This is a genomic window from Corynebacterium sp. MSK019 (assembly GCF_030232425.1).
Classification (GTDB): Bacteria; Actinomycetota; Actinomycetes; order Mycobacteriales; family Mycobacteriaceae; genus Corynebacterium; species Corynebacterium jeikeium_D.
In genome coordinates, this window is sequence record NZ_JASPJT010000002.1 from 24,008 (window position 1) to 39,446 (window position 15,439).

Annotated in this window: 11 protein-coding genes; 9 read left to right on the forward strand and 2 right to left on the reverse strand. The window is 57.0% G+C overall.

Annotated elements, in window-relative coordinates; all coding sequences use genetic code 11:
* Positions 1–26: 26 nt before the first annotated feature.
* Together QP982_RS01330 and putP are read right to left on the reverse strand one after the other, a co-directional pair.
* Positions 27–668, reverse strand: coding sequence for an HNH endonuclease family protein (locus tag QP982_RS01330; protein ID WP_070429345.1), 642 nt, complete (start codon positions 666–668; stop codon positions 27–29).
* Positions 669–765: 97 nt separating this feature from the next.
* A complete protein-coding gene (putP, locus tag QP982_RS01335) occupies positions 766–2,289 on the reverse strand; it encodes a sodium/proline symporter PutP (protein WP_070429344.1) in 1,524 nt (507 codons plus the stop codon).
* Between the two features lie 578 nt (positions 2,290–2,867).
* Between putP and QP982_RS01340 the strand changes: the two genes are divergently transcribed.
* The 9 genes from QP982_RS01340 (at position 2,868) to QP982_RS01380 (ending at position 15,403) form a co-directional block, all read left to right on the forward strand.
* A complete protein-coding gene (locus QP982_RS01340) occupies positions 2,868–6,107 on the forward strand; it encodes a DEAD/DEAH box helicase (RefSeq protein ID WP_284870104.1) in 3,240 nt (1,079 codons plus the stop codon).
* Entirely contained in the window at positions 6,107–7,165 is a 1,059-nt protein-coding gene (locus QP982_RS01345; protein WP_070429342.1) for a hypothetical protein, read from the forward strand. Before QP982_RS01340 ends, QP982_RS01345 begins: the two co-directional genes overlap by 1 nt.
* A gap of 2 nt (positions 7,166–7,167) precedes the next feature.
* The gene (locus tag QP982_RS01350; RefSeq protein WP_070652904.1) at positions 7,168–8,343 is read left to right on the forward strand and encodes a metallophosphoesterase family protein; all 1,176 of its coding nucleotides are present in this window, start codon (positions 7,168–7,170) and stop codon (positions 8,341–8,343) included.
* A 3-nt stretch (positions 8,344–8,346) separates the two neighbouring features.
* Entirely contained in the window at positions 8,347–11,004 is a 2,658-nt protein-coding gene (locus tag QP982_RS01355; RefSeq protein WP_070605105.1) for an ATP-binding protein, read from the forward strand.
* Positions 11,005–11,018: 14 nt separating this feature from the next.
* Positions 11,019–11,510 carry a MarR family winged helix-turn-helix transcriptional regulator gene (locus QP982_RS01360; protein WP_070437900.1) on the forward strand — a complete coding sequence of 164 codons (492 nt, stop codon included), beginning with the start codon at positions 11,019–11,021 and terminating at the stop codon, positions 11,508–11,510.
* 70 nt (positions 11,511–11,580) lie between these two features.
* A complete protein-coding gene (locus QP982_RS01365; RefSeq protein ID WP_070437896.1) occupies positions 11,581–12,033 on the forward strand; it encodes a MarR family winged helix-turn-helix transcriptional regulator in 453 nt (150 codons plus the stop codon).
* A gap of 170 nt (positions 12,034–12,203) precedes the next feature.
* Complete coding sequence (locus tag QP982_RS01370) at positions 12,204–13,406, forward strand: ABC transporter substrate-binding protein (protein ID WP_070429338.1); 1,203 nt, start codon at positions 12,204–12,206, stop codon at positions 13,404–13,406.
* A 30-nt stretch (positions 13,407–13,436) separates the two neighbouring features.
* Positions 13,437–14,612: a FecCD family ABC transporter permease gene (locus QP982_RS01375; protein ID WP_049194113.1), complete on the forward strand. Its 1,176-nt coding sequence runs from the start codon at positions 13,437–13,439 to the stop codon at positions 14,610–14,612.
* A complete protein-coding gene (locus QP982_RS01380) occupies positions 14,612–15,403 on the forward strand; it encodes an ABC transporter ATP-binding protein (RefSeq protein WP_069358831.1) in 792 nt (263 codons plus the stop codon). The genes QP982_RS01375 and QP982_RS01380 overlap by 1 nt, the downstream gene beginning before the upstream one ends.
* Positions 15,404–15,439 lie beyond the last annotated feature (36 nt).

Sequence of the window (15,439 nt, forward strand, 5' to 3'; positions counted from 1 at the left end):
AACTTAACGTGCTCGCACTATTTTCTCTATTTCGTGCCTTTCCTCGCGCGGATTCCACACGCAGTGGCCATCGCCTTCCAGTCTGCCGACGATACGGGCAGGTCCCATTTAATGGCCACCGCTAAGTAACGATGCGAATAGTCACACGCCTTCGTATCCTCAGGAAGCCATTCGGCCGGGCTGGCATCTCCTTTATCCCGGTTGACCGCGCTTCGCGTGGGTACGAGGTTGGTCTCGATATCGTTGGCAAATTGCCGACGCCTCTCGGAATCCCATGCGTAGGCTCCGAAATCCCACGCCGCTGCCAACGGATAAATGTGGTCGATATCGACCTCATGCGCACCAACTGGGTCACCCGTGTAAGGGTCGGGGATTTCGCGCGGGGAGCCGTCGTCAAGCGAACACGCAGAGCCCCCGAACCACGCCGCCAACACTTTATGGCGTGTATTGCAATCGGCAGAACCTGCCCAGACGTCGAAGCGCTCGCGTTTGTATCCGGTGACGGTGGGGCGGTCGGCGACGACGCGCACGGTGCGCAGTTGCTTGACGACGGCTTCCGTCTCCGAGCCCGCGGGGGAGGAGGTGACGAGAACTCGCGTAAGCGCAAAGGATGAGACAAAGGCGGCAGTCAGGGCGGCGGCCAGGATGGCAAATAAAAAAGGGCGCATACCTAGTTGGGCGCGAAAAATACTTTTTCGGTTCCCTTGTAGGTATGCGCCGGGGCTAGCCTGCGGGGCTAGCGGAGGCCAAGCCTAGATCAAAGCGTTAGACCAGAGCCTGCTTTGCTGCGTGGTCGAACTCTTCCTTGATTTTCTCGTTCGGCTCCTTGGTAAGCAGCGTGACAATGATCATCACGACAGTTGCAGCGGCGAAGCCCGGGACGATCTCGTAGAGAGTGTCGCTGAGCGAGCTCATGCCCCATGCGAAGGAGACAACCGCACCGGTGATCATGCCGGCAGCAGCACCAGGGGTGTTCAGACGCGACCAGTAGAGGGCGGCCAGCAGCACCGGGCCGAATGCCGAGCCGAAGCCAGCCCATGCGAAGCCAACCAGATCCAGAATGGAGCTGTTCGGGTTAGCAGCGATGATTGCGGCGATGATGGCGATCAGCGCGACGGCGACGCGGGAGAGCGTCATGTAGGTCTTCGGACGCAGGGACTTGTTGACCGTTGCCTTGAACAGGTCCTCGATCAGCGCGGAGGAAGACACCAGCAGCTGCGAAGAAATGGTGGACATGATTGCTGCCAGCACTGCAGTCAGAATCAGGCCTGCAATCAGCGGGTGGAACAGGATGCGGGTCATGTCCAGGAAGATGGTCTCGTAGGAAGACGCATCAGTGACCGAAGCATCTGGGTTCGTAGCGAAGAAAACAGTTGCGGTCAGGGCCACGAGGACCGAGCCGAGCATGCACAGTGCCTGCCAGCCAACGCCCCAGCGGCGCCCCTCAGTTGCGTCCTTTGCACTGCGCAGAGCCATGAAGCGAACGATAATATGCGGCTGGCCAAAGTAGCCCAGACCCCAGCCGAGCAGACCGATAATCGTAATTAGCGGAATACCAGCGAACGGATCGAAGAAGGTCTCAACCGGCTGTCCCTCGCTGCCCGGGTACGGGTTGTTAGCAGCAAAGCTGAAGATGTCCGAGAAGGAGTTGCCGTTGTTAATCAGGTAGATAATGCCGACAGTCGGAACCGTCAGCAGCGCAATGAACATGATGATGCCCTGCACCGCGTCCGTGTAGGAGACAGCAAGAAAGCCGCCGAAAAGAGTGTAAGCGACAGTAATCCCCGCAACCAGCAGCATGCCGACGAGGTAGTTGCCACCGAACGTCGACTCCCAGTAGCGCCCACCTGCGACCATGCCCGAGGAGACGTAGAAGGTGAAGAACAGCAGAATAATCAGGCCAGCGGCAACGCGCAGTACCTTCGACGAATCGTGCAGACGGTTCTCCAGGAACGACGGCACGGTAATCGAGTTACGAGCAATCTTGGTGTAGCTACGCAGCCGCGGTGCGGTGAACTTCCAGTTCAGCCATGCGCCGGCGACCAGGCCGATTGCAATCCAGGTCTGATTCAGGCCTGAAAGGTAAATCGCGCCGGGCAGGCCCATCAGCAGCCAGCCGGACATGTCCGATGCACCCGCTGACAGTGCTGCGACGAACGGATGCAGACCGCGACCGCCAATCATGTATTCGTCATACTCTGCGGTCTTTTTCCATCCGGTCCAACCGATGTAGACCATCAACAGCAGATAAATGACTAGTGCGATGATGAACCATGTTTGTTGGTCCACAGGGCAACTCCTCATTATTTATTAGGCGTACAGTCGGACTCGCGCACTACCTAGCGCACCAAAAAGCATTTTCGGCGCACAACTCAATTTCGCTTAATCAAGTCTGCTTGACGACGTTCACAGCGCCGCGGCAGCATCGAGCCAAAAAGTGGCCGACGTCCACGGTGGAACCTGCGGTTCGCGATTCAGCACAGCTTCAGCTTCCGGACTATCTTCGACAGTCAGCGGAGCCTACTGGCACATGCGAACCATGGCAGAACTATTGCACGAGTCACACATTTTTAATTCTTGTGGCCTATACGACGTTTTCATGTGATGCGCTGCATTGCAAGATAAGAAGCGTTGAAAAAGCTTTTAAAAATCGGTTAAGTGCGACAAATTACCTGGGAAAAGGGGTATTTGGGTAGAGGAGGAGTAATTTTTGCAAGATACATAATTCGAACATGCGTGCTAATGTTGTGGTGTGGTGGAAAAGCTGATCCGGGGTGCGTGGCAGAATCTTCATTGAACAAATATCTGGTGGCGAAGTCGCCGGGTGATTAGACGGTGATGACTGAGCAAGCAGTGGGGAGGAAGTAATGGGCCAAGTTGCTAAGTCAGCGGTGCCGTTGCTGCTGCACGCGGTCTGGAAAGATGATTCGGGTCTTCACCTATGGGTGGAGCGGCCAGAGGGGCACCGGATTATTGCGGACGTGGATTTGCTGGAAGTCCCGGCGCATCAGCGTCGGCTTTTTGCAGTGCTGGACCAGGGGAGTCGAGCGCAACTGACGCTAAAACTGCGCACACCGAAGGGGCGGGCAGTAGAGAAAGCGGTACCCACATGGGTGTTCCCGCCATGGGCTGCGGTGACGGCACTGGTGCAATTGCAGGAGGAAGTTTCCTCGGCGGCGATGGCACCGGATCTTCGGTTCTTTGTGGATGTTGTACAGGGATTGGATGCTTTCGCACGCTCTGGGCGGGCATTGGTGGCGCTGACGTGGGAAGACAATGAGTGGTGGCCGACGTGGCGGATGTCGGAGGGGCTGAGTGAGATTGCTTGGCAGAGTCAGGTCATTTCCCGTACACCACCGGTATTGATTGATAACGGAGGCGCCACGGTGGCTGAGGATTTCATCAATCGGATGTTTCATTGGGTCACCAACGCGCTTCTGGCCGATCTGGATGAACCGGCAGAACAGCGGCAGAGTTTCGTGCGGTCGTTGTTGCAGTCTCAGTCCCTGGGGCGTGCGACGCCGGGGGTGGCGCAGTCACTGGCAAAGTGGAGGCTGTCGGCCGATGGTGAGAATGTTCGCCTCCAGCTAATGGTGCAGGAACCCGTTGGTTTTGAAGGCCAGCTGGAAGACTTGCCGGATGTGGATCTTCCGCAGCTGTTGGAGTTGCGGAATCGAGCGGATGAAGAAGGCGGCTCAGTAACTCGCTTCAATCCTCGTTCAGCTGCGGTGGAACATGAGACTCTATGGCCATTGCGGATGTACTACCGCATCGGCGTCGCAGCTCCGGAGCGCCTGAATCCAGAAATGTGTCGCCGGTCCGTGCTGTCGCTGCTTCGCCCGCAGCTATTGGCGGCACAGGAGGCATTCCCAACGCTCAAATATGCGAAAGCAGCGGGACACCCGGGCTTGGATCTGCTGCTGACCTCAGAGCAGCTGATAGAGCTTATGACTGATGGCATCTCGCAGCTGGCAAAGGTTGATATCGATGTGATGCTGCCGCCGAACTGGAAGTCAGTGGAGACCACCCTGCAGTTGCACACTGAAGTCGTCCAGTTAGATCCGACGGGGCCTGCTGGGCGCCGTTCGGAACCGAAACTCGGATTTGACCAACTGGTTGATTACGAGTGGAAGCTGGCCGTGGGGGATGCCGTACTGACGGAAGCGGAAATGCGTGAGCTCGCTGCATCGAGTACGGGGCTAGTGCATCTGCGAGACCATTGGGTGCACGCGAACCCAGAGGTAGCTAGGGAAGCCCTGAAGTTCTTGGTGGAGCAGACCAAGGCCGGGGAGGAAACCGGTAAGGGGCAAGCCACCCTGAAAGAGCTGGTCTTCGACGGTGGCTTAGAGTCGCAAGCTCCAGCAGCAGTGCCAGTCGCCCCCAGGGACCCCTCTTGGCTCAAGGCGTTGGTGTCGAAGTACTCAGACGGTTCCACGGCCCTCGCAGAGTCGGTCGAGGTGCCACCGAGTTTTGTCGGTGAGCTGCGGGAGTATCAACAGCGCGGTGTGGAGTGGCTGGCGGATATGTCCAACCGCGGCTTTGGTGTCATTCTCGCGGATGACATGGGGCTCGGTAAGACTGTGCAAATTCTGGCGCTGTTGGAGTATGAGCGCTGCCGTCGGAAAGCAGATGCTACGGCTCAAGGGCACAAGACTTCGCTGCTGGTGGTTCCGACAGGTGTGTTGCGCAACTGGGCAGCAGAAGCGGCAAAGTTCACTCCAGAGCTTAAGGTTGGGCTGCTGCATGGTTCAAACCGCCCTCATGGTGGGGAACTACAAGAATTTATCGGAAAACACGATGTTGTTGTGACGACCTATGGTGTTGCTACCCGCGATGTGAACGAACTCGCCCAAGTGCAGTGGGATCATGTGATTGCTGACGAAGCACAGGCAATTAAGAACCCCAACGCCCAGGTATCCAGAGCGCTGCGGAGCCTGGGCTCGCGGCACAACATCGCCATGACTGGTACTCCGGTGGAAAACGACTTGGGCGAGCTGCGCACCATCATGGATTTCTGTAATCCAGGCATGCTGGGGTCGGCGAATGCATTTCGCAACAAGTTTGCGATTCCCATCGAGCGTGATGGGAATGCGGAAATGCTACTGCAATTGCAGTCGATTACAGCACCTTTTATTCTGCGCCGACTCAAGTCGGATCCAGCTATTGCGCCGGACCTGCCCAAGAAGAATGAGCAGGTGGAGATGGTTCCTCTCACGACGGAGCAGGCTTTCTTGTATCAGGAAGCTGTGAAGGACATCGAGGACAAGCTCAAGCGCTCGAAGCGGAATCGCTCTGGCAACTTCGGGCGAAAGAGCATCATCCTCGGCGGCATCATGAAGTTGAAGCAGATTTGCAACCACCCAGCGCACTACCAGCACGACGGCTCAGGGCTGCTTAATCATGGGCAGCATCGCTCGGGCAAGGTTGCACGGCTGGAAGAGCTCGTCGATGAGATTGTCCAAAACGGTGAACGCGCGCTTGTGTTCACGCAGTTCGTGGAGTTCGGCAAGATGCTCGCCCCTCATTTCAGCAAGCGCCTGGGCGTGGACATTCCGTTTATCCAAGGGGCAATGACTCCGGCACAGCGCGAGAAAGTAGTGGCAGAGTTTAATGCCCCGGACGGCCCACCAATCATTTTGCTGTCTACTCTCGCGGCAGGTGTTGGCATCAACCTGGTTGCCGCCAACCACGTCATTCACATTGACAGGTGGTGGAATCCAGCAGTTGAAAACCAGGCCACGGACCGCTCTTACCGCATCGGTCAGCGTAAAGACGTACACGTGCACAAGCTGGTCAGTGTGGGAACGCTTGAAGAGCGTATCGACGAGCTGATTTTCGAGAAGGCAGAATTGGCGGATGCGGTTGTGCGCGCTGGTGAAACCAAGCTGACGGAGATGGACTTTCACCGTTTGCGGTCTCTGTGGCAATTGGACAAGGACAAGATTCAGTCACTGCGTGAATCGATGGACGCAGCGGAGTCAAAGTCCGGTGGGACGGTGACCGATGGGGTGAACCCGGAGGGCACGGCATCGGACTCCACAATCTCGGATGACGATTCGATTCCCAACAATGTGACCCCGTTTAGGGTCCAGAAGAGGTGGTACTGATGGCCGGTGACGGAGACGTGACATGGGGCGACAATGTCATCTTTGCCGAGTTTGGCAAGGGGCCCTCTGGAAAGCGTGGTCGTAAAAGGACTACGGCGCGAAGCGCGCCAGCAACCAGCTCGACGATTGAAAAGCTCCTGGCCACCCAGGACTGGGCTGGTGCATTTACCGGACAGCAGCGACGTGGAACCGCAGCGCGCGTGGCGGTCGAGCCACGTACTACTTTTGCCCGGTGGGTGTGGGAGTTCATCATCCGTGGCGCTGATTCGGGTCGTGTTCACAGAGGTGAGAAGTACAGGTTCGACGGCAATGTGCTGGGGCTTCGAATCGCGGATGGCTACATCATCGGTGAAGTGCAGGGCAGCCAGCCGGAACCATTTTCAGTCTTTATTCGGTTCCCACGGCGGGAGCAGAAACAAACTGACGACGTACTGCGGTGGTTGGTGAACAATCCGTCGGCCTTCACAGAGTTTGAGCACGGCGAGTTGCCGTATGAGCAGATGGAAATGCTGTTGTGCGATGGCGAAGAGCACATTTACAGCGAATGCACCTGCCCGGACCCGGCACCTGTGTGTAAGCACACCGTTGCAGTTGCCGCTCAACTTGTCGCTGATATCGACCGCGATCCGCTGTCGCTACTACAGCTGCGCGATTATCCGCAGCGCGAATTGCAACGCCGGCTTCAGGAACTAACACAGCTGCGAAACCGGACTGCGCCGAAGCGCCTCGGGCTTGGTGGCGCGGTTCGGGAGAATCCCAATAAAACCGCCCAGAAGTCGAATGACGCTGGTGGAAAAGATAGCGGTGACAACGAGCAGAAGAAGGTTGCCGAGCTTTTCGCTGTCGAAGCCGACTACTGGGGCAATGATTTGGAACGAGTCAGTGTTCCTTCGCTCGAGGTTATTGACCCACTAACAGTTACCGACCGCAGTTTGCTGCATGAAGCATTGCAGCCAACCTGCGTAATTTCGAGAGAGACCATTCGTGCAGTCGCTGATTTGGAAGATTGTTGGCAACATCTGCAGGAATCGCTGAGCCTGGGACAAAAGGAGCGCTAGTCATGAAATTCATTCACACCTCAGATTGGCAACTGGGAATGACTCGGTGGTTCCTAGAGCTCGACGGCGGTGAAGCCCAAGCTAGGTTCCACGAAAGTCGACTCAACGCCATCGATCGCATCGGCGAGTTGGCGATTAGCGAAGGCGCTGAGTTCATTGTCGTCGCTGGAGACGTGTTCGATTCCAACACATTGCCGGACAAGGTGTTTTTGCGGGCTCTTGAGCGAATCGCCAAGCTACCCGTGCCGGTGTATTTCCTACCCGGCAACCATGATGCGCTTGATGCTTCTTCCATTTATCGACGTAGTGCTTTCGAATCTTTGGAAGACCGAGGAGTTTACGTAATTCGCGACAGCGCGCCCATTGCAATCCGTGACGGGGTGGAACTCATCGGTGTGCCAGTGCGCGGCAAGTATTCGGCAGACGACATCGTGGCGGAAATAGCCACGGAGCTTGAGCCCGCCGATGGAATCCGAGTGATGGTCGCACACGGCCAAGTAGAAGGCTTTGGTGCTGATGCAGGAGCCACCATTGATCTGACCAGCTTGGAACAAGCTATTGACCGCGGGGCGTTGCACTATGTTGCGCTGGGGGATTCCCACTCCACGAGCCAACTCGATCATGCTGGCAGAGTTTATTTCTCCGGCGCACACGAAACCACAGCGTACGACGACAAAGAACGGGATTCCGGCAATGCACTCGTCGTCGACATTGTAGAGAGCGGCCCCGAAAAGGACTCAGTTACCGTGGCCTCCCACCGAGTGGGGCAGTGGGCTTTTCATGCCATCGACATGGATATCACTGGTGCGGAAGACCTCGATGAGTTCTTTGCTGAACTGGACGGTATCGAGGCGAAGACAGACACAGCGGTGAAGTATTCATTGCGAGGAACCGTGACACTGTCGGAGTCGACTACCTTTGAAAATCGACTTGAGCAGTATCAACAGCTTTTCGCTGCACTTTATCGCCGGGAAAGTGGCTCCGATTTGACGGTGGTTCCGTCCGAGGGGGATATCTCTAATCTCAATCTCACCGGTTATCCGCTCATAGCTGCAGAAAAACTAACGGTCTTGAGCAAAGGGCGAACCGAGAGCGGCAGCCCCCTATCAGAATCTGAAACCACCGCAGCAGCCGATGCGCTTCGCTTGCTGGCGCGCCTGGCCGGAGAGAAGGAATAAATCATGCGTTTTCACGACATCGAATTACACAATGTACGTGCGATTGATTCACTCTCAATCACAGGGCTCGCCGAGCGTGGCGTGGTAGTGATTTCCGGTGAAAACGAGTCAGGTAAGACGACAATTGCCAAAGCTATTCACGTTGCGCTGACGACAAAATGGAAGTCCAGGTCAAGCGAAGCGCTTAGTCTGAACAGTCACTCCAGCCAGGAAAAGCCGCAGGTTAAGCTCCGGCTGGAGCTTGACGGCTACGAATTTACGCTGGACAAGGTCTTTGGTAGCACCAAGGACACCGGCACAATCGTCACCGTCCACTCTCCGACAGCCGAGGTTCTTAAAGATGACCAGGCGGAAGAGTGGCTGGCCGCCCGAATGCACAATGCGGACACCAAGAACCTGTGGCAGGTTTTCGTTGCTGAACAGGGACAAGCGCAAAAGACACTCTCCTTGGGCGGGTATGCGCAGGTCACAAGCGCACTGCAGTCGGCATCGGGGCAGCGCGCGGAAACCGCAGAAGAGGTAGGTCTGTTTGAAGCCGTTGAAGCTGAATACGGCAACTATTTCCAAAAAAATGGCAAAGAGCGCAAGCAGCTTACCGACGTAGACAAGGAGCTGGCGGAAGCCCAGCGGGTGCGCGACGAAGCGGCGAAAAAGGTCCGGGAATTCGAAGCGCTCAATGAGGAAGCTGCTCGTAATGAAGAAAGCCAACACACGCAGCGGGCATCGTTGCCAGAAGCCAAAAACGAAGTCGAGCATTGGGCGCAGGCGCTCGAAGAACTCGAAAAGTTCAGGGTTGCCGTGTCCCAGGCACAGGAGGTCTCTGCAGCGGCGAAGCAGCAGCTCGACTTAGCTAAACAGGCTCAGCAAGAGCGCGAAACCTTCATTCAGCAGGCACAAGATGCCAGGGATCAGCATTCCGCCACAGAGAAGAAAGTTGCTGAACTTAAGGAAGCGTTCGATAAGGAGGTCGCAGCTTTAAAGAAGGCACAGGAAGATCGCGATGCGGTTGTGACCGCGTACCGCGAAGTTCGAAAAGCAGAAGAGCTGGCTGCAGCTGAAGTCGCATTGGGGGAGAAGCGCGGCTTGGTTGAAGCCTTGTCGAATCGAGTGGAGAAGCTCGATGCGCTCCGCGCGCAATTGGCAGAGCAAAAGGAGGTAATTGCTCGGAATTCCGTTACCGAGGAGGTAATGGAAAAACTGTTGACCTGCGAACGCGAAGTTGCAACAGCCACCGCTGTGCTGGAGGCGTCGAGCCCGAGTGTGCAGCTCTCGGCTAGTAGTGCGCAGGAGGTCACAGTCGACGGCGAGAAAGTGGGGCTAGCTCCGGAGGCTGAGACAGTTCAACGTGCGGTTACTAAGCCGTTGGCCATCGAAGTTGGCGACGTCACGGTTGCTATCCAGCCCGGAGACGGCTCAGATTCGCAGCAGCGCAAGCTAGAAAAAGCAGAGATATCGCTCAAGGAACAGCTTGAGGCGGCAGGCGCTGATTCTGTCGCGGAAGCACAAAAGGCATACGCACGACGTCGTGAAGCGGAAAAAGCAAAATTCCAGGTGGAGACATCCATAACTGCGGTGTCCGACGGTGTGGAGTATCACCAGTTGACCGCAGAGTTGGATGATGCGAAGGAAGAAGCACGAGTACACGGCGAGCGGTATCGGGAACTTGCGGGCGAGGAAGCGCCGACGGAGATTGACTTGGTATCGGCAAAGTCCCGGCTGGAAGAAGCTGCAGTGGGGCGTAGGGATGCCGAGTCGGAGCGCGACAGTGCTGATATGCGCTTGTCGAAGCTGGAGAAGCGTCCTGCACACGCCAACTATACGAAGGCCAGCAGCGAGCTTGAAGGGGCTTGGTCCGTCCTGAAGGTCCGCGAAGATTCGCTCACGGCGACGCGAGAAAAAGCCTCGGATGCCGAGATCTTTGCTGCGGTGGAAAACCGAGGCAAGGACTATGAGGCGGCAGAAGAGCAACTGGCTGCGGCTCAGAAGGAACTGGCGCAGCGGGATGCCGACGACGTGGAAGCATCGCTCGCGGGCGCTAAGCAGCGACGGGATGCAGTTGAGAATCGCCTGGCTGAGCTGGAAAAGCGTCGGCAAGAGATTCGGGTGCACTTGGACTATTTCGACAGTGCGAATGAGAAGCTGGCAGCTGCTGAGGGAGTAGTGGAGCGAACACAGCGAGATCGGAATTCAATGCGTCGACGTGCAGCTGCCGCCAAGACTCTCATGGAGGTAATGACACAGGCACGCGCGGCATCGCGGAATGCGTTGGCTGACCCCTTGCTCCGCAAGCTCGAAGAGTACGGTGGCGGTGTGTTCGGTGCGGGAACTCAGTTCACGATGAATGAGGACTTGCGGATTGAGTCACGGTCCAATGCCGATGGCAAGTTCGATGTCGATGAGCTATCTGGTGGAGCGCAGGAGCAGCTGGACATTCTGCTGCGCTTGGCCGTTGCCGGTGTCATGGAGGGCGGGCAAGGCGCTCCGGTGATTATTGATGATGCATTAGGTTATTCAGACGAACACCGTTTGCGGCGGATGAATAATGCTCTTGCCAAAGCGGGGCGCGATATGCAGGTATTAGTCCTGACGTGCGATGAAGCCCGGTTTGATCGTGTGACGGGAGCGGAGTTTATGAAAATTCAGGATTTGGTTTCAAGATAGTAGGCTCTGTACATATGCAAGATGTTCCGTGGTTAAGTGATGAAGAGCAGCGGTTATGGCGCTCAATTCTGAACGCTAAACGGGCCGTTGACAGGTCAATCGACCTTCAGCTGCAAGATTCTCTCGATATTTCCACTGCAGATTTTTCGGTTCTGGTTGTTCTCTCCGAGGCTGAAGACAATGTAGTGCGCATGCGCACCCTGTGCGAATCCCTGGAATGGGACCGCAGCCGAATGTCGCATCAAATTACTCGCATGGAGCGACGCGGGCTAGTAACTAAGGAACGCTGCGCCTGCGATAACCGTGGTATTGATGTCACGCTTACTGAACACGGTCGAACCGTGATTGAGAAGGCGGCGCCGAACCATGTGAAGCTTGTGCGCCATGTTTTGTTTGATGTGCTCGGTGAAAATATCGACTATCAGGGGATTTCCGCTGTGCTCGATAAGATTGCAGAGACCGCCAATGCTACGGTTACCGATTCCGTCGATGGAAAAGCAGAGTAGCCAGAAGTTTTTTGTGAGTGTTTTCTCATTTGTCTCCGCTACGAGGCTCTCACCATTAGCCTAGAGCAGTATGAACTCATTTGAATGGCTGAGTGATGATGAACAGCTCTTTTGGCAGTCGATGGTAGCTGCTTTTCGCGAGGTAGAGCGCAATATCGAGCGAAGCCTACGCACTCGAACCGGGCTGACGTTCGCGGACTTTACCCTGCTCATCGCTCTGCATGAGGTAGAGGATGGGATTCTGCATGTTGACAAGATTTGTGATCGACTGAAGTGGAACCATCCCCGCGCGCTGCTGCATACCAACAGGTTGGAAAAGCGCGGATTTATTCACACCGAAGACCACGGCGAAGACCCGGACTCGGATTATGTCGTTGTCTTAACAGGCGTTGGTCGGCACGTGTTTGCCGAGGCGGCGCCGGATTATGTAGACACTGTTCGCCAGGAAGTTATTTCACCACTTGCTAATGAAGACCGCGAAGTGATGCTGAGGTGCTTCCAGTCGGTTCTCGAAAGGAAGTAAGACTTCCACGCCCTGCTAGTAAAACAACCACTAGCAGGGCGCTTTTTTCTCTACGTTTCAAGCTGTAAGGTAAGGCGTGCCTAAAGCAAAGGGGTGACTGTTCACTTCTCTTTGTGCACCCTAAACACCAAAAAACTACGCAGAGATAAATAAGGCAGAAACAAGAACGCATGAGAGTCAATATTTTCGCCAAGGCTAAAACCGCGCCAAAGACCAAAACTCTGGCCGCAATCGGGTGTGCAGCGCTGAGCTTCGTCGCTACAGCATGCGGTGCGGACGCAGAGTCGAACGAGGCTGCCGACAACAAAGGAGAACTCACTGTCACTGATGTCGCAGGTCGCACTGTGACCTTCGACAAGCAGCCAGAACGAGTCGTGCTCGGTGAAGGCCGCGCCATGTTTGTCACCGCGATGCTTGACCAAGAAAACCCGGGTGACCACGTTGTCGCCATGGGCAGCGATTTGCATTCGGGCGCACCGTCGTTTGAAACCAAGCTTTTCGAGACGAACCCCGAGCTGAAAGACATGCCGACCATCGGCAATATCGCCAAGGGCGATGTCACAGTTGAAAACCTCATCTCCCACGACCCAGACGTGGTCGTCATGACCCTTGACCACAAGAAGGCCGCGGAGCAGTCCGGTTTCCTCACCAAGCTCGATCAGGCAGGTCTGAAGTACGTATTCACCGACTTCCGGCAAAAGCCCCTGGAGAATACCGCCAAGTCCGTCGAGCTCCTCGGCCAGATCGTCGATGAGCAGGACAATGCCAAGAAGTTCACCGACTTCTACACAAAGCGCGTCAACGAGATCACCGAACGTGCCGCCAAGCTCGAAGACAAGCCAAAGACCTTCGTCTGGCGAGCAGCCGGTCTCAAGGATTGCTGCTCGACCGTCAACAAGTCCAACCTCGGTGACCTTGTCACAGCAGCCGGCGGTGAGAACCTCGGAGACAGCCTCCTCGACACCGAATCGGGCGACGTGACCGCAGAGAAGGTCCTGTCCGTCCAGCCGGAGAAGATCATCGCCACCGGTGGTTCTTGGGCGCTCGATCCGAAGAAGCCGGAAGTGCTGCCACACGTCGAACTCGGCTACACCGCCACCCCAGAGACCGCACAGCGCACTCTGGAAGGCCTGCTGAAGACTCCGGGTTTTGACACCCTGACCGCGCCGAAGAAGGGTGATCTGTACGCCGCCTTCCACCAGTTCTACGACTCGCCGTACAACGTCTTCGCGCTCGAGCAATTCGCCAAGTGGATTCACCCAGAGGAGTTCGCTGACCTCGACCCGGTCGCTGACTTCGCCAAGTTCCACAAGGACTACCTGCCCTTCGAACTCAGCGGCACCTTCTTCACCGCGCTGGAGCCGACCAAGTAACCCATCTTCCACCATCGAAGAAGGAATCCGATGACTTACACCAATCTGCACGCTCCCGCGTCAGGGCTTGACGACGAACCCCGCGAGCCCACCTCCACCAACGACAGTGGCGGTCAAGAGTCGCAGCCCGCCACCGAACAGCACGAGTGTCCGTCGTCAAGCACGACCTACGACTCTGCGCGACAGTACCGACGACGCTCCGCCCGGAAGATTGCCGTTATTGCGGTGCTGGTGGGGCTGGCCGTGTGCGCGTTTGTAGTAGCGACGATCGTGGGGCCGATGTCACTGAGTGTGGGGGATGTCGTGCGGGGTATCGTGAGCCCGAATGACGTTGATGAAACCACTCGTACGGTGCTGTGGAAGCTGCGCCTTCCTGCATCAGTGATGGCAGTGCTGATTGGTGCAGCGCTGTCGCTTGCCGGTGCACAGATGCAGACAATCCTCGACAACCCACTGGCGGAGCCGTTTACCCTCGGTATTTCGGCTGCAGCGGCGTTCGGTGGGGCGGCATCGATTGTGCTGGGCTGGGTGATTATTCCGCATGCGCAGTTCAACCTGGCGGCCGTGGCCTGGGTATCATCCGTCATCGCGGTGGCGATTGTGGCGGCGGCGTCGGTATGGCGCGGCTCGGGTAAGGAATCGATGATTCTGCTGGGTATTGGTCTGGTGTTTCTATTCCAAGCGCTGTTGGCGCTGTTGCAATACCGCGCGACTACCGAGGCGCTCCAGCAGATTGTGTTCTGGACGATGGGCTCGCTACAGCGCGCGAACTGGGTGGCCAACGGCATTATTGCGGCGGCGCTGCTGATCGCCATTCCGTTCACCATTCGCTATGCGTGGGCGCTGACGGTGTTGCGGCTTGGCGATGCCCGCGCAAAAGCCGTGGGCATCAATGTGGATAGGCTGCGCATTGCGACGCTGATTGTAGCCTCGCTGCTGGCGGCAACCGCAGTGGCCTTTGCCGGCATCATCGGCTTCATCGGACTGGTCGGTCCACACATTGCGCGCATGCTGGTCGGTGAAGAACAGCGCTTCTTTGCCCCGGCATCGATGGCGGCAGGCGCGGCGCTGCTTGCGGCAGCTCATGCGGTATCCATCACGGTGGTGCCGGGTGTGGCAGTGCCGATTGGCATCATTACCGCAATCGTCGGTGTCCCATTCTTTGTCGGTTTGGTTTTCCTGCGTAAGAGGACGGTGTGGAACTAATGGGCGTATTTCTCGATGTCAACGAAGTAGCTGCAGGCTATGGTAAGCGGAAGGTGCTGCGCGGGGCGTCGATGCGCACGCTGAAGCCGGGTACGGTGACGGGTTTGCTCGGGCCAAACGCTGCGGGTAAGTCCACACTGATGACCACCCTGGCGGGGATTCGAAAGCCAATGGCCGGGGAGATTGCACTGACCCGTGACAATGAGCGGGTCGTCGGCTCCGAACTGCGCGATGTCGTCGGCTACGTGCCCCAGGATTTGCCAGCAAGTGCCTCGCTGACCGCATTCGAATCGGTACTGGTCTCTGGCCGGCGCGCCGGGCGTCTGCGCGTGCGCGGCTCCGAGATTGAGCATACTGCGGCGGTTCTCCGGAAGGTTGGTATTGAGCACCTTGCCGACCGCTTCGTCGGCGAGCTCTCCGGCGGTCAGCGTCAGCTCGTCGCCGTCGCGCAGATGTTTGTCCGCGATCCCGAGGTCATGCTTCTCGACGAACCCACCTCCGCCCTCGACCTGCGCCACCAGGTGGAACTCCTACAGCTCGTCCGCGCGGAAGTCGCCTCACGGAGCTCCTTGGCGCTCGTGGCAATCCACGATCTCAATCTCGCAGCCCGCTACTGCGATGAGCTTGTCATGCTTCACGACGGCCACGTGGTTGCCCAGGGGAGTCCTGCTGACGTTCTCACACCGGATCTTTTGGCCCGCGTCTATGGAATTCGAGCCCGCGTGCTTAATGATGGAGGCGTTCCTGTGGTGTGTCCTATTGAGGAAGACCAGGTTTCTGAGGCCGCATAGTGCGGATTTGGCTGGGGTGCGGGGCATTTCGCTAAT